The sequence below is a fragment of the Sporosarcina trichiuri genome (assembly GCF_030406775.1).
Classification (GTDB): Bacteria; Bacillota; Bacilli; order Bacillales_A; family Planococcaceae; genus Sporosarcina; species Sporosarcina trichiuri.
Window position 1 is genome coordinate 2,404,988 of the sequence record NZ_CP129119.1, and the last position, 18,984, is coordinate 2,423,971.

20 protein-coding genes are annotated in these 18,984 nt (G+C 53.8%); 18 read left to right on the forward strand and 2 right to left on the reverse strand.

The genetic code is table 11. From position 1 onward, the window contains the following. The first annotated feature begins 2 nt into the window (after positions 1-2). The 4 genes from noc to QWT68_RS12150 all read left to right on the forward strand — a co-directional run bounded on the left by noc (position 3) and on the right by QWT68_RS12150 (position 3,389). Positions 3-863, forward strand: coding sequence for a nucleoid occlusion protein (gene noc, locus QWT68_RS12135; protein ID WP_040285295.1), 861 nt, complete (start codon positions 3-5; stop codon positions 861-863). A gap of 155 nt (positions 864-1,018) precedes the next feature. Continuing rightward, positions 1,019-1,780: a ParA family protein gene (locus QWT68_RS12140; protein WP_040285296.1), complete on the forward strand. Its 762-nt coding sequence runs from the start codon at positions 1,019-1,021 to the stop codon at positions 1,778-1,780. Further along, positions 1,773-2,615 (forward strand): ParB/RepB/Spo0J family partition protein, encoded by an 843-nt coding sequence (locus QWT68_RS12145; RefSeq protein WP_040285297.1) that lies wholly within the window; start codon positions 1,773-1,775, stop codon positions 2,613-2,615. The genes QWT68_RS12140 and QWT68_RS12145 overlap by 8 nt, the downstream gene beginning before the upstream one ends. A 63-nt stretch (positions 2,616-2,678) precedes the next feature. Then, positions 2,679-3,389: a DUF554 domain-containing protein gene (locus QWT68_RS12150; RefSeq protein WP_290148533.1), complete on the forward strand. Its 711-nt coding sequence runs from the start codon at positions 2,679-2,681 to the stop codon at positions 3,387-3,389. Here QWT68_RS12150 and yyaC read toward each other — a convergent pair. Further along, positions 3,294-3,935, reverse strand: coding sequence for a spore protease YyaC (yyaC, locus tag QWT68_RS12155; RefSeq protein ID WP_290148534.1), 642 nt, complete (start codon positions 3,933-3,935; stop codon positions 3,294-3,296). The genes QWT68_RS12150 and yyaC overlap by 96 nt on opposite strands. A 114-nt stretch (positions 3,936-4,049) precedes the next feature. On the opposite strand from yyaC, the gene QWT68_RS12160 reads away from it, so the two are divergent. Together QWT68_RS12160 and ychF are read left to right on the forward strand one after the other, a co-directional pair. Continuing rightward, positions 4,050-4,253: a DUF951 domain-containing protein gene (locus tag QWT68_RS12160; protein WP_040285300.1), complete on the forward strand. Its 204-nt coding sequence runs from the start codon at positions 4,050-4,052 to the stop codon at positions 4,251-4,253. 144 nt (positions 4,254-4,397) lie between these two features. Next, a complete protein-coding gene (gene ychF, locus QWT68_RS12165) occupies positions 4,398-5,498 on the forward strand; it encodes a redox-regulated ATPase YchF (RefSeq protein ID WP_040285301.1) in 1,101 nt (366 codons plus the stop codon). Positions 5,499-5,553: 55 nt separating this feature from the next. Here the strand turns inward: ychF and QWT68_RS12170 are convergent, their stop codons facing one another. Continuing rightward, positions 5,554-6,117 carry a DUF3267 domain-containing protein gene (locus QWT68_RS12170; RefSeq protein ID WP_290148535.1) on the reverse strand — a complete coding sequence of 188 codons (564 nt, stop codon included), beginning with the start codon at positions 6,115-6,117 and terminating at the stop codon, positions 5,554-5,556. Between the two features lie 445 nt (positions 6,118-6,562). On the opposite strand from QWT68_RS12170, the gene rpsF reads away from it, so the two are divergent. From rpsF to QWT68_RS12230, 12 genes are all read left to right on the forward strand, one after another. Beyond that, positions 6,563-6,850 carry a 30S ribosomal protein S6 gene (gene rpsF / locus QWT68_RS12175; RefSeq protein WP_040285304.1) on the forward strand — a complete coding sequence of 96 codons (288 nt, stop codon included), beginning with the start codon at positions 6,563-6,565 and terminating at the stop codon, positions 6,848-6,850. 43 nt (positions 6,851-6,893) lie between these two features. Beyond that, positions 6,894-7,415 (forward strand): single-stranded DNA-binding protein, encoded by a 522-nt coding sequence (gene ssb, locus QWT68_RS12180; protein ID WP_040285305.1) that lies wholly within the window; start codon positions 6,894-6,896, stop codon positions 7,413-7,415. Between the two features lie 42 nt (positions 7,416-7,457). Further along, positions 7,458-7,697: a 30S ribosomal protein S18 gene (rpsR, locus tag QWT68_RS12185; protein ID WP_251639997.1), complete on the forward strand. Its 240-nt coding sequence runs from the start codon at positions 7,458-7,460 to the stop codon at positions 7,695-7,697. A gap of 203 nt (positions 7,698-7,900) precedes the next feature. Next, complete coding sequence (locus tag QWT68_RS12190) at positions 7,901-8,839, forward strand: YybS family protein (protein WP_040285307.1); 939 nt, start codon at positions 7,901-7,903, stop codon at positions 8,837-8,839. A gap of 11 nt (positions 8,840-8,850) precedes the next feature. Further along, positions 8,851-10,821 carry a DHH family phosphoesterase gene (locus QWT68_RS12195; protein ID WP_040285308.1) on the forward strand — a complete coding sequence of 657 codons (1,971 nt, stop codon included), beginning with the start codon at positions 8,851-8,853 and terminating at the stop codon, positions 10,819-10,821. A gap of 2 nt (positions 10,822-10,823) precedes the next feature. After that, positions 10,824-11,270 carry a 50S ribosomal protein L9 gene (gene rplI / locus QWT68_RS12200; protein ID WP_040285309.1) on the forward strand — a complete coding sequence of 149 codons (447 nt, stop codon included), beginning with the start codon at positions 10,824-10,826 and terminating at the stop codon, positions 11,268-11,270. A gap of 15 nt (positions 11,271-11,285) precedes the next feature. Next, positions 11,286-12,638 (forward strand): replicative DNA helicase, encoded by a 1,353-nt coding sequence (dnaB, locus tag QWT68_RS12205; protein WP_040285310.1) that lies wholly within the window; start codon positions 11,286-11,288, stop codon positions 12,636-12,638. A gap of 125 nt (positions 12,639-12,763) precedes the next feature. After that, entirely contained in the window at positions 12,764-14,053 is a 1,290-nt protein-coding gene (locus tag QWT68_RS12210; RefSeq protein WP_040285311.1) for an adenylosuccinate synthase, read from the forward strand. Positions 14,054-14,301: 248 nt separating this feature from the next. After that, positions 14,302-15,012, forward strand: a complete 711-nt coding sequence (gene yycF, locus QWT68_RS12215) for a response regulator YycF (protein ID WP_040285312.1) — start codon at positions 14,302-14,304, stop codon at positions 15,010-15,012. A 3-nt stretch (positions 15,013-15,015) separates the two neighbouring features. Continuing rightward, complete coding sequence (gene walK, locus QWT68_RS12220) at positions 15,016-16,848, forward strand: cell wall metabolism sensor histidine kinase WalK (protein WP_040285313.1); 1,833 nt, start codon at positions 15,016-15,018, stop codon at positions 16,846-16,848. Then, a complete protein-coding gene (locus tag QWT68_RS12225) occupies positions 16,845-18,179 on the forward strand; it encodes a YycH family regulatory protein (RefSeq protein WP_290148536.1) in 1,335 nt (444 codons plus the stop codon). The genes walK and QWT68_RS12225 overlap by 4 nt, the downstream gene beginning before the upstream one ends. Then, positions 18,166-18,984, forward strand: a complete 819-nt coding sequence (locus QWT68_RS12230; protein WP_040285315.1) for a two-component system regulatory protein YycI — start codon at positions 18,166-18,168, stop codon at positions 18,982-18,984. Before QWT68_RS12225 ends, QWT68_RS12230 begins: the two co-directional genes overlap by 14 nt.

Sequence of the window (18,984 nt, forward strand, 5' to 3'; positions counted from 1 at the left end):
GAATGAAAAATACTTTTTCACGTTTTTTTGGGAATAGTGAAAAAGGGCTCCCTCCAATCGAAGAAGCTGAACAGCCTTTGGTGAATGAATCGGTGGAACAGATCCGCATCGACCTCATTTCACCGAACCGCTTTCAGCCCCGCACAATATTCTCTGAAGAAAAAATAGAAGAGCTTGCGCGCACTATCCATACACATGGTATCATCCAGCCGATCGTCATCCGACAGACAGAAGAGGACAGTTATGAAATCATTGCCGGAGAGCGCCGCTACCGGGCGATGAAAAAACTCGGCTGGACAGAAGTCCCGGCCATCGTCCGCAATCTGGACGACAAAGAAACGGCTTCCATCGCGCTGATCGAGAACTTGCAGCGGGAAGAGCTGACTGCAATCGAAGAGGCCTATGCGTATGAGCAGCTGCTCGAACTGCATTCGCTTACACAGGAAGCACTGGCACAGCGCCTTGGAAAAGGACAGTCGACCATTGCCAATAAAATGCGGCTGCTCAAACTTCCGGAGGAGATCAAGCAGGCCATTCTCTCGAAAGAATTGTCGGAGCGCCATGCGAGGGCATTGATTGCTTTGAAGGATCCCGATCTGCAGCGGCAGGTATTTCAGGAAACGCTTGAAAAAGGGCTGAACGTCAAACAGTTGGAAGCCCGCATTCAGGAAGTGCTGAAGCCGAAAGAAGAGAAGAAGCAGGCACCAAAGCGCAAATCCGTGAGCAAGGATGTCCGGATTGCTGTCAATACAATCCGCCAGTCACTGACCATGGTGACGAAAAGTGGGATCGATCTTACGACGGAAGAAGAGGACTCGGAAGACTTCTATACATTCACCGTGAAAATCCCGAAATCGAAATGAGTTTCTCACGTCAATGACTCTTGCAATCGTCAATGCAAGAGTTTTTGCGCTGTTATCCGTACCAATTCCCGTGCGGTTTTGGTAAACTGAAAGATAGAACAAGGGTCAGCAGGTCATCATGCAGTTTGAATGCTGGAAAGAAAGCAGGTGCTCGTTTGGGTAGAATCATCGCAATAGCCAACCAAAAAGGCGGCGTCGGAAAGACAACAACCTCCGTGAACCTCAGCGCCTGTCTTGCACATATCGGAAAGAAAGTACTGCTGATCGATACCGATCCGCAGGGAAACGCAACGAGCGGCGCTGGCATCAACAAAGGGGATGTACAGAATTGCATCTACGATATCCTCATTGACGATGTCCCAATGAAGAATGTCATTCTGCCGACAAAAGTGCCGCAGCTGGACTGCGTGCCCGCTACCATCTCGCTCGCAGGTGCGGAAATTGAACTGGTGTCCACCATTTCCAGGGAAGTGCGTATGAAACATGCCATCCAGGAAGTGAAAGAGGACTATGATTATATCATCATCGACTGTCCGCCATCGCTCGGACTGCTGACGATCAATGCACTCACTGCTTCCGACTCGATCATTATCCCGGTGCAATGCGAATACTATGCGCTCGAAGGACTGAGCCAGCTGCTGAGCACGATCCGGCTTGTTCAGAAGCACTTGAACGAACAGCTCGTGATCGACGGGGTACTGCTGACGATGTTCGACGCGCGTACCAACTTGGGGATCCAGGTGATCGACGAAGTGAAGAAGTATTTCCAGGACAAGGTCTATAAAACGATCATCCCGCGGAACGTACGGTTGAGCGAAGCACCGAGTCACGGGGAGCCGATCATCATCTATGATGCACGATCACGGGGTGCGGAAGTTTACTTAGAGCTGGCAAAGGAAGTGGTTCATAATGGCTAAAGGTCTTGGCAAAGGCATCAACGCATTATTTCCAGGAGAGTCACTTGCACAAGCGGAAACAGTTGAGCAGATCAATCTGAAAAGCATCACAGTCAATCCATATCAGCCGAGGAAACGGTTCGATGAATCAGCGATCGAGGAATTAAGTGCGTCCATAAAAGAGCACGGGGTTCTGCAGCCGATCATCGTCCGCAAAGTCGGATCGGCAAACGAAATCGTCGTAGGGGAGCGCCGGTTCCGGGCTGCGAAACTTGCCGGTCTGAAAGAGATTCCTGCGGTCGTCCGCCAGCTGACGGACGCCGAATCGATGGAACTGGCGATCTTGGAAAACCTTCAGCGGGAAGACCTGTCTCCCATCGAGGAAGCGGAAGCCTATCAGAACCTGATGGACAGCCTCAGTCTGACACAGGAACAACTCGCATTCCGGCTTGGGAAGAGCCGCCCGCATATCGCCAATCATATCCGTCTGCTCGCATTGCCGGAAAAGGTCCGGAAAGAGATTACGGACGGCAAGTTGTCAATGGGGCATGGCAGGACGCTGCTTGGCCTGCGAAAGAAAGAACAGATTGGTATTATCGCTGAAAAGACGATGAAAGAAGGCTTGAATGTCCGTCAGCTCGAGGCGCTCGTCCAGAAGCTGAACGATAATGTTTCACGTGAAACAACGAAGAAGAACGATAAGAAAGATGTCTTTTTGATTGAGCAGGAAACAACACTGAGAGAGCATTTCGGCACGAATGTATCCATCAAGAAAACAAAGAACAGAGGGAAGATTGAAATCGAATTTTTCTCTGAAGAAGACTTTGAACGGATCATGGATATGCTGAATGATTGACCGTGTACCTATTCCGCAGCGGCGGGATAGGTTTTATTTTTTACAGATCAGGATGTGGACGTCGTGGTGTTATATGGAACGCTTGTAAACGTAGCGCTTATTATTGCAGGATCCTTGATCGGCAGGATCTTTAAAAACATACCGGACCGCATGAAACAGACCGTCATGTATGGGATTGCATTAGCGGTCATGGCAATCGGGATCCAGATGACATTCGAGAGCACACAGCTGCTCATTGTGATCATCAGTATTGTTCTCGGCTCGGTGATCGGCGAGTGGGTAAATGTTGATCACATGATGGAACAGGCCGGGAAATGGCTGGAATCCAAAATGCCTGTCCAGAAAGATGGACCAGGCATTTCACAGGGGTTTGTGACAGCGACGATGATTTTCGTCATCGGTTCGATGTCGATCATCGGCGCCATTGACAGCGGTCTCCGCAATGATCATTCCGTCCTGATGATGAAAGGGATCATCGATGGCTTCACGGCGATCATCCTCAGTTCGACGCTTGGCATCGGCGTCCTGTTCGCGGCGGTGCCGGTGTTCTTATATCAGGGGATTATCACGCTGTTCTCCACGCAGATCAGCCGGGTTGTGCCCGATGATCTGCTTCAGCTTTTCATCTCCGAGATGACAGCGACAGGCGGTCTGATGATCTTTGCCATCGGTCTGAACTTAATCGGCCTGACGAAGATCCGTGTAGCGAATTTCATCCCTGCGATCGGCGTGGTGGCGGTCATCGTGACGGTCATGCGTCTGCTTGGTCTTTGACCGCCCCGAGGCGAGCTGCAGAGCGCGTGAAACAGTTCGTCCCATTTCGTAGGACAGGTGCAGCCGGGTGCTCTGGAGAACGGAATGCTCCATGAACCCGCCGATATTGACGACGCCTTTGATGGCAAGATTACCGACGGCAGGGAGTTCTTTCCCGACCGCCTTGCCGGGATGGAGAGGGCCGTCCTGGATGAGCAGCTGGCCGACGGAGTCACTTTTCCCGAGACACGCATCGATGGCGACAAGGAAAGCATCCGGATGATGCCGCTGGATGAGGGCGATCGTCTCCTCGAGGTTCAGGGCGTGCAGCGGGTTCTCCAGCGTGCCGATCACCTGATACGGGAACAGCTTGTTCTCCGTCAGCAGGGAACCGATCAGCGGGCCGAGCGCATCACCGGTCGATCGGTCGGTTCCGATACAGAGGAACAGTACTTCTTTTGTTGTGAAGGGGATGTTGTCGAGAAACAATGTGCTCAGCTTCCAGACGGCTCCGGTTTCTTTGTAGTGGATACGGATGTTCAGTTCGGCATGATCGAAGTTTCGCATAATCAGGCTCCTGTCCAGGAATAGTAGTGGGAATGGATGGTGTCCTGAAGTATACTCAAAGAAATGCACGTTTATACACGTGCCTATTACGAGGTTGGAAGAGGAGGATGCGGTATGGAAGGGAAACAGTTCGGACTGCATGATGTAGTGGAGATGAAGAAACAGCACCCGTGCGGGACCAACTCCTGGAAGATCATCCGCATGGGTGCGGACATCCGTATCAAGTGCCAGGGGTGCGGTCACAGCATCATGATCCCGCGGAACGAATTCGCGAAGAAGATGAAGCGGGTCACGGAGCACGCAGCACAGCAGGACTGAATGGACAGAACTGTGTGTGCTCCTTATAATGGAAGAGCTGCCTGATGAAGCGGCATGCTGGCTGTAAGATGAAATCAAGTACCTCAACGACAATCAAAAAAAGAAAACATGATAATTTACGGACCAAGAAAGGTTGGGAATAATATGGCTTTGACAGCTGGTATCGTCGGTCTTCCGAACGTCGGGAAGTCGACATTGTTCAATGCAATTACAAAAGCGGGGGCGGAGGCGGCGAACTATCCGTTCTGTACGATCGACCCGAACGTCGGGATCGTCGAAGTGCCGGACGAGCGGCTCCAGAAACTGACGGAGCTCGTCGTGCCGAAAAAGACCGTACCGACGGCGTTCGAATTCACTGATATCGCGGGAATCGTCGAAGGGGCGAGCAAAGGGGAAGGGCTCGGCAACAAGTTCCTCTCGCACATCCGGGAGACGGACGCCATCTGCCAGGTCGTCCGGTGTTTCGCGGATGAAAACATTACACACGTCAGCGGGAAGGTGGATCCGGTGTCTGACATCGAGGTCATCAACCTGGAACTGATCCTCGCTGACATGGAAAGCGTCGACAAGCGTCTTCAGCGGGTGACCAAGATGGCGAAGCAGAAGGACAAGGAAGCGATGATGGAGGAGCCGGTGCTGCTGAAACTGAAAGAAGCGTTCGAAGCAGGGGACTCCGCACGTTCCGTCGACTTGACACCGGAAGAGCAAGCGGTCGTCAAAGGGATGCATCTGCTGACCATCAAGCCGATGCTGTATGTCGCAAACGTTTCCGAAGATGAAATTGCAGACGCGGAGAACAATGAGTATGTCCAGTCGGTGAAGGACTTCGCCCGGAAGGACAACGCGGAAGTGATCGTCGTCTGTGCGAAGATCGAAGAAGAAATGGCGGAACTCGATGAAGACGAAAAGCAGATGTTCCTCGACGAACTCGGGATTCAGGAATCAGGACTCGATCAGCTGATCCGCGCCGCCTACCGCCTGCTCGGCCTTGCGACTTACTTCACGGCGGGTGTGCAGGAAGTGCGGGCATGGACATTCCGGAAAGGGATGAAAGCTCCACAGTGTGCCGGCGTCATCCATACCGACTTCGAACGGGGCTTCATCCGAGCGGAAACGGTCGCGTACGAAGACCTCATGGCGGCCGGTTCCATGGCGGCTGCAAAAGAGGCGGGCAAAGTCCGTCTAGAAGGAAAAGACTATGTTGTCCAGGACGGCGACGTCATGCTCTTCCGTTTCAACGTATAAGACAGACAGAAAGGCCACACGGACATCGATCCGTGCGGCCTTTCTGTCTGTCTCTTCACTCCACCCGTTCATGCAGATACAGCCGCGGCCGTTCGGGGTCATCCTTGACCAGCCACTCGTCCGGACAGTGTCGCAGTTCCTGGTACATAGCGAAATCCCCGGCCGCACCGCCGATCAGCAGACCACCGAGCGTCAGCAGCGCCCCGTCCGACAGACACAGCCCCGCCAGTGCCGGGATGACACCTGTCGTCCAGAAGGGGAGCAGCAGCGCCTTGCGGATCGCCTTGTTCGTCATCCATTCGTCCGTCGTCGCATATGCAATACCTAGCTTCAGATTGACCCCGACGATCATCTTGCGCCACGGCACATGCGCAAACAGCCGGAACCCGACCAAATGGAACAGCTCATGGACGACAATCAGCACAAAATACCCGCAGACCACACCGAGCACTTTCCAGACAGTGACCGAAAACATATACTCCTGCCGCAGCAGCAGACGGATCACCGCATCCGCCAACAACAATCCCGCCGTCACCACAACCGTCAGCCAAAGCCCCTGACGCGCCACCTTCTGCAGATCCAGATCAATCACCTTCACCGGCTCCTCTGAAACTCTCATATATACGCCTCCTGCTGGATTGTTCTATCTCTATTCCACCACCGGGATGGGAATCGCATGTTCACCGAAGTCAACTTCCTATTGAAAGGATTCTCCAGTGATTGCAGTGAAGGGCGCCGACTCCTGGCAGCCTAGGAACGCCGCGTCCTGCGGCAACGGCTGCATGACCGCCGTCCTGGCGGCCCGGGGATTAGCGGGCCAGTTAAGAACCCGCAAGGAGCAAAGCGACTGAGGAGGCTTAACGCCCGCCCCCGAAACGGAAATCACGTGTTCCATGTAAGACAGCCGTGCAACACCGTTACCCTCTTCATTCAAATTAACCCTCACCAACGCTTGTCTTCCAATCATATCTATGGTAATATATATTGATGTGAGTAAACAAATTTACTTACTCCTTGCCCGCTGCCAAGCAGCAGGGCCCAAGTCCATAAGGAGGTGACTACAGATGAGAAAGTATGAAATCATGTACATCATTCGCCCAAGCGTAGAAGACGAAGCGAAAAAAGCATTGATCGAACGTTTCGACGGTATCCTAACTTCTAACGGTGCGGAGATCATCGAGTCGAAAGAGTGGGGCAAGCGCCGTCTTGCATACGAAATCGACGACTTGCGTGAAGGGTTCTACCAGCTGGTGACACTCAACGCAGGCGCAGAAGCAATCGACGAATTCACACGTCTTGCGAACATCAACGAAGACATCCTTCGTCATATGGCTGTTCGCCTCGACGCATAATTTAGAATAGAGCGTACACAACGATGAGGGAGGTTGAATTCTGATGATTAACCGTGTCGTATTGGTCGGCCGATTGACAAAAGATCCTGAACTCAAATATACACAGAGTGGAATCGCGGTGACCCGCTTCACACTGGCCGTGAACCGTCCGTTCTCGAACCAGCAGGGAGACCGGGAAGCGGATTTCATCAACTGTGTAGCTTGGCGGAAACAGGCGGAGAACACGGCGAACTTCCTGCGCAAAGGAAGCCTGGCGGGTGTCGACGGACGCATTCAGACAAGCAACTTCGAAGGACAGGACGGCAAGCGTGTGTTCATGACGGAAGTGGTGGCAGACAGCGTGCAGTTCCTGGAACCGAAAAATGCGAATCCGGATCGTTCCGGCTCACAAGGCGGGGCTCCATCGTACGGAAACCAGCAGTATGACCGTCCGTATAATCAGAATCAGCAGCAGAATCAGCCATCTTATCAACCGAACCAGCAGAACTATACACGCACCGATGATGATCCGTTTTCATCTGGCGGCGGTCCGATCGAAGTATCGGACGACGACCTGCCATTCTGATCGAAGCGGTTCCGACCATCCGGTTACGAAGGAGGAGAAACGATTATGGCACCACGTCGTGGAGGAAAAAGACGTCGTAAGGTATGTTATTTCACGTCTAACAATATTACACACATCGACTACAAAGATGCGGACCTGCTCAAGAAATTCATTTCTGAGCGTGGAAAGATCTTGCCGCGCCGCGTCACAGGCACTAGCGCGAAGTATCAGCGTAAACTGACTTCCGCTATCAAACGCGCACGGATCATGGCTTTGCTACCGTTCGTAGCAGAAGACAAATAAGACCCGACCTATAAAACCGTCCTGCTGTCCCGTACTCCGGGAGAGCAAGACGGTTTTTCTATTCAGACCTGGCACGGGCCGGCTGTCAGGCTTTGGTTTCTAGTCCCCAATCGTGATACAATCAAAGGGGAACATCCGGCTTGCGATACGGGCAGGATGTATTTTTTTAAAGAGATGTATGACGAACCGGAGGAATCCAGATTATGCAGGACAATGCACGGAAACTGACATACGGGGCCATGATGATCGCCCTGTTTGCAGTACTGTTTGCGGTCAGTCTTTTCATACCGCTGCTTGGCAGCGTGACTCTTTTCTTCATACCGCTGCCTATCATGCTCTACCGCCTTCGTTACGACAGAAGTGCTTCACTTTTGGTGGCCGTTGCCGCTGTTCTGATTTCAGCGCTGTTAGGCGGATTTCTTTCCATTCCGGCAGCCCTGACACTGGTCGTGATCGGGTTTGTCATGGGGGAAGCTGTCCGGGCGGGAAAATCGAAATTCTATACAGTGATGGCTGCAGGGACAGCTCTGCTGCTGTCCATTGTTGCTACATATGTGGGCGGGGTCCTCTTTTTCCAATTCAATGCGATTGATGCCATGATGGATATGTTCCAGCAGGCGCAGCAGAGAATGACCGACTTCATGTCGGACATGGGCACCCTTCCGGAAGACGCACAGAAGACCATTGACGACACATTCCAGTACTACCGTTCGACTATACCGGCGATGGTGATGCTGTCATCCCTTTTCGGCGGTTATCTGTTCGTGGCTGCAAACTTCTATACGGCAGGCCGCGTCGGAGCGGACGTACAGAAGTTCCCGCCATTCCGCGAGATGAAACTGCCATTCGCGACGATTGTCGTGTACGCAGCTGTCGTGCTGCTGTCCTTCTTTTTAGGGAAAGACACGACGTCCACGGGATACCTGATCTACATGAACGCCATTTTGATCCTGCGGTTTGCCTTCCTGCTGCAGGGACTGTCGCTGATCTACTACTTCCTCCATGAGCGGAAGACGCCTCGTGCGGTCACGGTCATCGCCACGATTTTTGCACTGATGCTGAACCCGATGACCATTCTACTCGGAACTCTTGACACGGCCATCAACATCCGCGCTTGGATCGGAAATGACAAGGTGAACTAGGAGGATGAGACATGACATCTTTTTTTAGAAAACGGAGAATCCGTTATCCGCTGGCCGCCATCTCACTCCTCGGCGTACTTGCGGCCGTCTTCCTGTTCCTGTTCAATTTCTGGGTCGGGCTTACCTATACCGTCCTGTTTTTTGCGCTGATCGGCGCTTCCTGGAAACTTGAAGAACAGACATACGTGGACACGGAAAAGCATATCGAAACGATGTCCTATCGGATGAAGAAGGTCGGGGAAGAAGCATTGCTGGAACTCCCGATCGGCATCATTCTGCTGAACGAAAAGCAATTCATCGAATGGGCGAATCCGTTCGCCGCTCAGATTTTCGAGGAAGAATCGCTGATCGGCGAAGAGCTGTTCGAACTGTCTGAGCAGTTCCGTCCGCTCCTCAAAGATGATGTGCCCGAGGACCTGTTCCTGAAAGTGGGCGAGCGGTCCTTCCGCCTTGTCTATAAAGCGGAAGACCGGCTCATCTATCTCTTTGATGTAACGAAGAAACGTGCAATCGAGTCGTTATATTATGCAGACCGCACCGTCATCGGCATCCTGCTCGTCGACAATTATGACGAGCTGGCCCAGACGATGGACGACCAGACCAGAAGTCAGCTCAACTCGCTGGTCACATCGCTTATCAACACTTGGGGCGCAGACAACGGCATCTTCGTCAAACGGGTGGCCTCCGACCGGTTCCTCGCGGTCTTCAACGAATCCATGCTCAGTGAGCTGGAAAAGACAAAGTTCGCCATCCTCGACGATGTCCGGGAGAAGACAGCCAAACAGAGCAACGGCCTGACATTAAGTATCGGTGTCGGTGCCGGCTCCGAATCGCTGATCGAACTCGGCGAACTCGCACAGTCCAGTCTCGACCTCGTCCTCGGACGCGGCGGTGACCAGGTGGCCATCAAACGGTCGGACGGCAAGCTGAAATTCTTCGGAGGAAAGACCAATCCCGTCGAGAAACGGACGCGTGTGCGCGCGCGGGTCATCTCCCATGCGCTGCGTGACCTGATCCAGGGCAGCGACCAGATCTTCGTCATGGGTCATAAGATGCCTGACATGGATGCAATCGGGGCAGCCATCGGCGTCCGGAAAATGGCACGCATGAACAATGTGGAGGGATACGTCGTCGTGAATTTCGACGAATTGGATGCCAGTGTCAACCGGCTGATCCAGGAAATCGAACAGGATCCGGAGCTGTATGAGCACTTCATCCACCCGGACGAAGCGCTCGCGAAGATGACAGGCCGTTCGCTCGTCGTCATCGTGGACACGCACAAACCGAGCATGGTGATCGACGAACGGGTCATCGACAAAGCCGAGAAGCTCGTCGTCATCGACCATCACCGGCGGGGCGAGGAATTCGTCCAGAATACGATGCTCGTCTATATGGAGCCGTATGCGTCGTCCACAGCGGAACTCGTGACGGAGCTGATCGAATACCAGCCGAAGAATGAGAAGCTGACGATGCTCGAGTCGACCGCGATGCTTGCGGGCATTGTCGTCGATACGAAAAGTTTTACGCTGCGTACCGGTTCGCGGACATTCGAAGCGGCGTCCTATCTTAGGACGAACGGGGCGGACACGGTCCTCGTGCAGCGTCTGCTGAAGGAGAATATTGAAACGTACATCGAGCGCTCCCGTCTGATTGAGACGGTGGACATCATGGATGGCGGTGTCGCTGTCGCGAAAGGGCAGAACGGGGAACCGTACAACTCGGTTCTCATCGCCCAGACGGCGGACATCCTGCTGACGATGCAGGGGGTATCGGCCTCCTTCGTCATTGCACCGCGGGCAGACGGCAAGATCGGTATCAGCGCCCGTTCGCTCGGGGAGCTGAACGTCCAGCGGGTGATGGAAGAGCTGGGCGGCGGCGGCCATCTGACCAATGCGGCAGCCCAGCTGTCCGTCGGAACGGTCGAGGAGGCCGAGGCCCAACTGAAGCAAGTGATCCTGAATGACCAAGAAAGGGGAGACTGATCATGAAAGTGATTTTTTTGAAGGATGTTAAAGGTAAAGGGAAAAAAGGGGACGTCAAGGAAGTCTCCGTCGGATATGCACAGAACTTCTTACTGAAGAACAATATGGCTGTCGAGGCGACGCCTGCTGAGCTGAGCAGGCTGGAAGGCCAGAAGAACCGCCAGGCCAAAGACGCAGAGCAGGAACTGCAGGAAGCGAAACAGTTGAAAGAGACAGTGGAAGGGCTCACTGTCGAGCTGAAAGCGAAATCCGGCGAGGACGGCCGCCTGTTCGGCTCGGTGACATCCAAGCAGATTGCAGCCGCCCTGGAGAAGCAGCACGGCATCAAGATCGACAAACGCAAGATGGAGCTGCCTGATGCCATCCGGGCGCTCGGCTACACGAACGTGCCGGTGAAGCTTCACCATGACGTCAGCGCGGTGCTGAAAGTCCACGTTACAGAAGAATGATAAGGAGACAGGCTGATGGATCAAATGATAGATCGCACCCCGCCTCACAATAACGAAGCCGAGCAGTCCGTCATCGGCGCCATCTTCCTCGAGCCGCAGGCACTGATCACCGCGGCCGAGGTGCTGATGGAGGACGATTTCTACCGGACGTCGCATCAGAAGATCTTTGCGACGATGCTCGCTCTTAGTGACAAGGGACAGGCGATCGATGTGGTGACTGTCACAGAAGAGCTGTCTGCCAAGAAAGAGCTGGAGGACGTCGGCGGGATTTCGTATTTGACCGAAATTGCGAACTCCGTGCCGACTGCCGCCAATATCGAATACTATGCCCGGATCGTCGAAGAGAAAGCGCTCCTGCGCCGCCTTATCCGGGTGGCCACCACAATCGTGGAAGACGGCTATACGCGGGAAGACGAAGTCGAGGAACTGCTGTCGGAAGCCGAGAAGAAGATGATGGAAGTCGCCAACCGGAAAAACGCCGGTGACTTCCGGCACATCAAGGACGTCCTTGTGGAGACGTACGACAATATCGAAATCCTCCATACGAGGAAAGGCGATATCACCGGGGTGCCGACCGGATTCCGCGACCTCGACCAGATCACAGCCGGGTTCCAGCGCAACGACCTGATCATCGTCGCCGCCCGTCCGTCTGTCGGGAAGACGGCGTTCGCCCTGAACGTCGCGCAGAACGTCGCGACGAAGACGGATGAGAACGTTGCGATCTTCAGCCTTGAGATGGGCGCCGAGCAGCTCGTCATGCGGATGCTCTGTGCAGAAGGCAATATAGACGCGTCCGTACTGCGGACCGGGAACCTTGAAGCCGAGGACTGGCGTAAGCTCACGATGGCGATGGGGAGCCTGTCGAACGCCGGGATCTTCATCGACGACTCACCCGGCATCCGTATCAACGAAATCCGCTCGAAATGCCGCCGTCTCCAGCAGGAGCACGGGCTCGGCATGATCATGATCGACTACTTGCAGCTCATCATGGGCAGCGGCCGCTCCGGCGAGAACCGCCAGCAGGAAGTATCGGAGATTTCCCGCTCACTGAAGGCGCTCGCCCGTGAGCTGAAGGTTCCGGTCATCGCCCTGTCGCAGCTGTCCCGGGGAGTGGAACAGCGGCAGGACAAGCGTCCGATGATGTCCGACCTTCGGGAATCGGGGAGTATCGAGCAGGATGCCGATATCGTCTCATTCCTGTATCGGGAAGACTACTACGACAAAGAGACCGAGAATCAGAATATGATTGAAATCATCATCGCGAAGCAGCGGAACGGCCCGACCGGCACCGTCACGCTCGCCTTTGCGAAAGAATATAACAAGTTCCTCAACATCGACTGGTCGCAGCATGATTCGTTCGGTGCCTAAACACGAATGTGAGAGATTAGCAGTTCTCTAACGTTCGTGTTTTTTCTTGACGCGGCATGGCGGAGTTGGTACAATGAAAGCTGTTTGAATGAGGATGCAGACGCATCCAGCGGAGGTGCTTTAGAATGCCATCAGTAGTAGTTGTCGGAACACAGTGGGGAGATGAAGGGAAAGGGAAGATCACCGATTTCCTTTCGGAGAACGCAGAAGTCATCGCACGGTATCAGGGCGGAAACAACGCCGGCCATACGATCATCTTCGGCGGAGATACGTACAAACTTCACCTCGTGCCATCCGGCATTTTTTATAAAGAGAAGACATCCGTAATCGGAAACGGTATGGTCGTTGATCCGAAAGCGCTCGTCAGTGAATTGAAAGGCCTGCAGGACCGTGGTGTCAATACGGACAACCTGCGTATTTCGAATCGTGCTCACGTCATCCTGCCGTATCACCTGAAGCAGGACCTCGTGGAGGAAGAGAGCCGCGGGGAGAACAAGATCGGCACGACAGGTAAAGGGATTGGACCTGCCTACATGGACAAAGCGGCCCGTGTCGGCATCCGCATGGCGGACCTGCTCGATTACGAAGTGTTCGAAGCGAAATTGCGCATGAACCTGCAGGACAAGAACCGCCTGTTCGAAAAGATGTACGATACGGAAGGCTTCAAGCTCGAAGATATCTTGGAGGAGTACTATGGCTACGGCCAGGAACTCGCGAAGTATGTAACGGATACATCGAAAGTGCTGAACGATGCACTTGACCAGGCACGCCGTGTCTTGTTCGAAGGCGCGCAAGGCGTCATGCTCGACATTGACCAGGGGACATACCCATTCGTCACGTCTTCCAACCCGGTCGCGGGCGGTGTGACGATCGGATCCGGCGTCGGCCCGACGAAGATCGATCACGTCGTCGGTGTGTGTAAAGCGTACACTTCCCGCGTTGGTGACGGCCCATTTCCGACGGAGTTGTTCGATGAAATCGGTGACCAGATCCGTACGGTCGGCAAGGAGTTCGGCACAACGACTGGCCGTCCGCGCCGTATCGGCTGGTTCGATACTGTCGTCGTCCGTCATGCACGCCGTGTCAGCGGACTGACAGACCTGTCCGTGAACTCGATCGACGTCCTGACCGGACTCGATACCGTAAAAATCTGCACAGCGTACGAGTACGAAGGGGAAACCATTACGGAGTACCCTGCGAACCTCAACATGCTTGCGAAATGCACGCCGATCTACGAAGAGATGCCGGGCTGGTCGGAAGACATCACCCAGTGCAAGTCATTGGATGAACTGCCGGACAACGCGCGCCACTATCTCGAACGCATCTCCCAGCTGACGGACGTCACGATCTCCATGTTCTCCGTCGGTCCGGACCGCACACAGACGAACGTCATCAAAAGCGTCTGGCGTCCGTAAACAAACTTGAACAGCACTTCTCCGACTGCCTGCCGGCGGCTGGAGAAGTGCTTTTTTGAGCGGGAAATTTCGACAGCAATCGGGAAATATTCCCCGGGAAATAACCGGGGCATGTTCGCTGAACCCCTTTCCTGACTGCATTCAGCCCCTTATCATGAAATGATTGGAACGTGCGAAAACACCCGAAGAATGGTAGAGTAAAAGGATACCAAGTAAATGTGCCGACTCGGCCGGAAAGGGTAGGACAGATGCAAAACAAAACGATCCTCGTCGTCGATGACGAGAAGCCGATTGCGGATATATTGGAATTCAACCTGAAGAAAGAAGGGTTCACCGTCTATACAGCATACGACGGAGACGAAGCGCTGGAGAAGGTGGAAGAGGTGCAGCCGGACATCATGCTGCTTGATATCATGCTGCCGAAACAGGACGGCATGGAAGTCTGCCGGGAAGTCCGGAAGAAGTACGACTTCCCGATCATCATGCTGACAGCGAAAGATTCCGAGATCGACAAAGTGCTCGGCCTTGAGCTCGGGGCCGATGATTACGTGACCAAGCCGTTCGGGACACGGGAACTGATTGCCCGGGTCAAAGCGAACTTGCGGCGCCATCAGAAGACCGCAGCCGATGAAGCGGAAGAGGAAACGAACGATATCACCGTCGGCAGCCTTGTCATCCAGCCGGATGCCTACCTCGCACAAAAACGCGGGGAGACGATCGAACTGACCCACCGGGAGTTCGAACTGCTGCATTACCTGGCAAACCACATCGGCCAGGTGATGACACGGGAGCACTTGCTGCAGACCGTCTGGGGCTACGACTATTTCGGCGATGTCCGGACAGTCGACGTGACCATCCGCAGACTTCGCGAGAAGATCGAAGACACACCGAGCCATCCGACCTGGATCGTGACGCGCCGGGGTGTCGGGTATTATCTGCGCGATCCGGAACAGGACTGATCCATGCGGAAAACAGGATTCTTCAACTCCATCCATGTGAAGTTCATCCTGATCTACGTCATGCTCATCCTGCTGGCGCTGCAGATCATCGGCCTGTACTTCTCAAGCGGTCTGGAGTCAACATTAAAGGAGAATTTCACAAACTCCATTCAGGACCGCATCAACCTGGTGGAGTTCAGCGTGAGGGAAGAGATGCTGAAGGAACGGACAGCAGATGATCCATCCCAGGAGTCAAGCCTGCGGACCGTCCTGACAGGCTTCAGTTCGAATGATATCAACGAAGTCCTTGTCGTCGATTCGAAGTACAGGATACTGGCTTCTTCCGTATACGACCATCAAAAATCGCTCGTCGGGCGTAAGTCGACCGATGATACTGTCAAACGGACGATCATCTCGGAAACTCCATCCCAGCCGGTCACGCGATTTGATAAGAGTACGGAGAAACGGGTCATGATCCAGGCATTCCCGATCATGGACGGCATGGAAGTGATCGGCGCCCTCTATGTCGAGTCAAATATCGAGAACGTGTTCACCCAGATCGATCAAATCAACCGGATCCTTGCGGGCGGCGCCGCCGTCTCCCTCACCATCACGATTATCATCGGCATCTTCATCGCCCAGACGTTCACACGGCCGATCTCCGATATGAGACGTCAGGCGCAGGCGATGGCGAAAGGGAACTTCTCCCGTAAAGTAAAGGTATACGGGAACGATGAGATGGGGCAGCTCGCCATTGCGTTCAACCATCTGACGAACCAGCTGCTCGAGTCACAGTCGACGACAGAAGCCGAGCGGCGGAAGCTCGCCTCGGTCCTTGAAAACATGACGGACGGCGTCATCTCGACGGACCGCAAAGGACGTGTCAGCCTCATCAACGATTCGGCACTCGGCATGCTCGGGATGACGAGTGATCTCGTCTTGAACCGGCCGATCACGAACCTGCTCGGCATCGAGAAGGAGTACTCCTTCGAAGATCTGATCGAAATGCGGGAGTCCATACCGCTCGATTTCAGCACGGAGACGGAACCTTCCATCCTGCGTGCTACGTTCTCTGTCACCCAGCGCGAAACGGGGTTCGTTAACGGACTGATCATCGTGCTGCACGACAATACGGAACAGGAGAAGATCGACATGGAGCGCCGCGAGTTCGTCTCGAACGTCTCGCATGAGTTGCGGACACCATTGACGACGATGCGGAGTTATCTGGAAGCATTGGCGGACGGTGCCTGGAAAAATGAAGATATCGCGCCGGCTTTCCTGAATGTCACTCAGACGGAAACGGAGCGGATGATCCGCCTCGTCAACGATCTGCTCAAGCTCTCCCGGATGGACAGCAACGAATACGAGCTGAATACCGAATGGGTCGACTTCAATACGTTCTTCACCTCGATCATCGATCGATTTGAATTCTCGAAGTCCGAGAATGTCAGCTTCCGGCGCATCATTCCGCCGGACGACCTGTTCGTCGAGATCGATACGGACAAACTGACGCAGGTCATCGACAATATCATCTCGAACGCCTTGAAGTATTCGCCGGACGGCGGCATCGTCCGCTTCCATGTGGCGGTTCTCGAAGGCGAGATCCGGATCAGCATCTCGGACGAAGGGATGGGCATTCCGCCATCGAACGTCAACCGCATCTTCGACCGGTTCTACCGTGCAGACAAAGCGCGCTCCCGGGCGATGGGCGGTACCGGCCTCGGCCTTGCCATCGCAAAAGAGATGATCAATGCCCACGGCGGCAAGATCTGGGCGCACAGTGTGGAAGGGGAAGGCACGACAATTTTCTTCACCCTGCCATACGAACAGCATGATGATGGGGAGTGGGATGTATGAGACATATCGAAGCGATCAAGTCCGTAGTGCTGCTGCTGCTCGTCATACTCAGCATCACCTTCACATTCTCGATCTGGTCGTATGCGCCGAAATTCAAAACAATCGATTCGAACCAGGCGGTCGAGGGGTCCGTTACAAATGTAACGGATAAACGGCCGGTGTCAGATATCGTGCTTCCGTACAAATGGGTGTTCAAGCTAGGGGAAGACGACCTGCTCGGTACGACGGATCCTCAGGATATCGAGCCGGTCCTGTCTGAAATGATGAGGTGGAAGATGTTCGGGATGACCGCTGTCGACCAGCAGATGACGCCAGCTGAACTGGATGCCCTTCTGAAACGCAGCAACCAGTACGTACTCTATTATCCGGGGGAAGTGCCGATCGGCGTCTATAAGGACGTCCTGGAAATCGAGGACAAGAACGTACCGGAAGTACTGTTCAACCGGCTTATCGTCAATTGGAACCCTGAAGACAGCCTCCCGGAAATCCACTTTGTCAGTACGGTGAGCAAAACTCACTACAAGGCGAAAGTGAAGATGGAGGATACCCAGCAATTCCAGAAGTCCATCATCAAAAAAGGAAAACAGCTCGGCCGCTACAAGGAAGTGCCGGTGGATGAGACGAGAACCCTGACGGTGGCGGACGAACCGCTGGAACTGGACCACGCGACCTACATTGTGGAGGAGATAAACCCGTCCCTGTTCAAGGACGCACTCTTCAACGACCCGAATGCAGTTAGGCGTAATCTCATCGATACGAATACCGAGGAATATGGGGATGACCATGCGTTCATGAACGTCAATACGAAGACCAAAGTGCTGCGGTTCGTCTACCCGCCGGACAGTCAGGAGCTGGCCATCCCGTCGGAACTGATGAGTACATCCATCGAATTTGTCAATGACCACAATGGCTGGACCGACGACTACCGCTATTCCTATATGAACCCGGTATCCCGCTATATCCAGTTCCAGCTGTATGACGGCGGCCTGCCGGTGTTCAGCGATATCCCGAATGAAACGGAGATCACAGAAATCCTCGGGGATAACCGGATCCATCAATATATCCGGCCGTACTACACATTGAATTCGCCTATTAAGACTTATAAGAAGACACTGCCCGCTGCTACAGAAGTGGCGAAGGTTCTGCAGGAATCCGATGAACTTGATGCCACCGGCCTTGAAGAAATCAAACCGGGTTATCTCATGTTCCATGATACGGAAACAGGCGTCATGAGGCTTGAGCCATACTGGTTCTACTACATCAAAGGGAATTGGGAAGTCTTCAAGGACGAGCAGGCGCGGAAGGGAGGCGGCCTTCTTGGACTGGAGTAAAACCAAAACCATCTTCATCATTGTCTTTTCAATCCTTAACGTCTTCCTCTATTCTCTTTATCTGAACCGCAATGCGGACATTCAGAACGTGGAAGTGATGGGGAAGACGTCGATGGAGGAAATTCTGAAACAGGAAAAGATCAAGTACAAGCTGCCGCCGTTCATCGATAAGGAAGCCTCCTTCGTTTCAGCAGATATCGTGGATTTCAAGAAGGAGTCGCTGAAAGATCTGAAGGGCCAGAAGACATCCATTTCCGGAGATAACGTCCTGACATCCAGCCTGACGGACAAGCTGCCGCTGGAAGACGCGAAAAAGGATGACTTCAAAGCCTTCCTTTCGCAATATATCCTGAACGGCAGTGAATACGTCCTGTGGTCAATGGATGAAGACGAACAGCAAGCGGTCTTCTTCCAGCAATTCGACGGCCGGCCGATCTACTACAGCCCGAGTGCCATGCTGACGGTCTCCTGGGATGACAAAGAGGAACTGAAGTCGTATGACCAGCGGATGCTGAAGAACTTTGCGAACTTCAATAAAAAAGACCTCCTGTCGCCTCTGGAGATCATCGGTTCGCTTGCATCACGAGGACTTTTGAAACAGGAATCCGAAGTGACCGATGTCAAGATGGGCTATTCCACGCTCGTGCGTCTGACGGAAACCCAAGTATTTGCACCGACCTGGGATGTTCAAGTAAAATTGAAGGATGGGGAAATCGAACATCACTTCCTCAACGCAAACGAAGGAAAAGTCATCGAGTTTCAACTCGACAAGGAGCCCCTTGATAACGAAGAGGAGCTCGGGTAA

Coding starts and splice junctions, on each gene's coding strand:
- dnaB (WP_040285310.1), top strand. CDS start 11,286: ATGGATCAAATGATAGATCGCACCCCGCCTCACAATAACGAAGCCGAG.
- QWT68_RS12195 (WP_040285308.1), top strand. CDS start 8,851: ATGACATCTTTTTTTAGAAAACGGAGAATCCGTTATCCGCTGGCCGCC.
- QWT68_RS12225 (WP_290148536.1), top strand. CDS start 16,845: ATGAGACATATCGAAGCGATCAAGTCCGTAGTGCTGCTGCTGCTCGTC.
- yyaC (WP_290148534.1), bottom strand. CDS start 3,935: ATGCGAAACTTCGATCATGCCGAACTGAACATCCGTATCCACTACAAA.
- ssb (WP_040285305.1), top strand. CDS start 6,894: ATGATTAACCGTGTCGTATTGGTCGGCCGATTGACAAAAGATCCTGAA.
- QWT68_RS12190 (WP_040285307.1), top strand. CDS start 7,901: ATGCAGGACAATGCACGGAAACTGACATACGGGGCCATGATGATCGCC.
- QWT68_RS12210 (WP_040285311.1), top strand. CDS start 12,764: ATGCCATCAGTAGTAGTTGTCGGAACACAGTGGGGAGATGAAGGGAAA.
- QWT68_RS12160 (WP_040285300.1), top strand. CDS start 4,050: ATGGAAGGGAAACAGTTCGGACTGCATGATGTAGTGGAGATGAAGAAA.
- yycF (WP_040285312.1), top strand. CDS start 14,302: ATGCAAAACAAAACGATCCTCGTCGTCGATGACGAGAAGCCGATTGCG.
- rpsF (WP_040285304.1), top strand. CDS start 6,563: ATGAGAAAGTATGAAATCATGTACATCATTCGCCCAAGCGTAGAAGAC.
- noc (WP_040285295.1), top strand. CDS start 3: ATGAAAAATACTTTTTCACGTTTTTTTGGGAATAGTGAAAAAGGGCTC.
- QWT68_RS12145 (WP_040285297.1), top strand. CDS start 1,773: ATGGCTAAAGGTCTTGGCAAAGGCATCAACGCATTATTTCCAGGAGAG.
- walK (WP_040285313.1), top strand. CDS start 15,016: ATGCGGAAAACAGGATTCTTCAACTCCATCCATGTGAAGTTCATCCTG.
- rplI (WP_040285309.1), top strand. CDS start 10,824: ATGAAAGTGATTTTTTTGAAGGATGTTAAAGGTAAAGGGAAAAAAGGG.
- QWT68_RS12170 (WP_290148535.1), bottom strand. CDS start 6,117: ATGAGAGTTTCAGAGGAGCCGGTGAAGGTGATTGATCTGGATCTGCAG.
- ychF (WP_040285301.1), top strand. CDS start 4,398: ATGGCTTTGACAGCTGGTATCGTCGGTCTTCCGAACGTCGGGAAGTCG.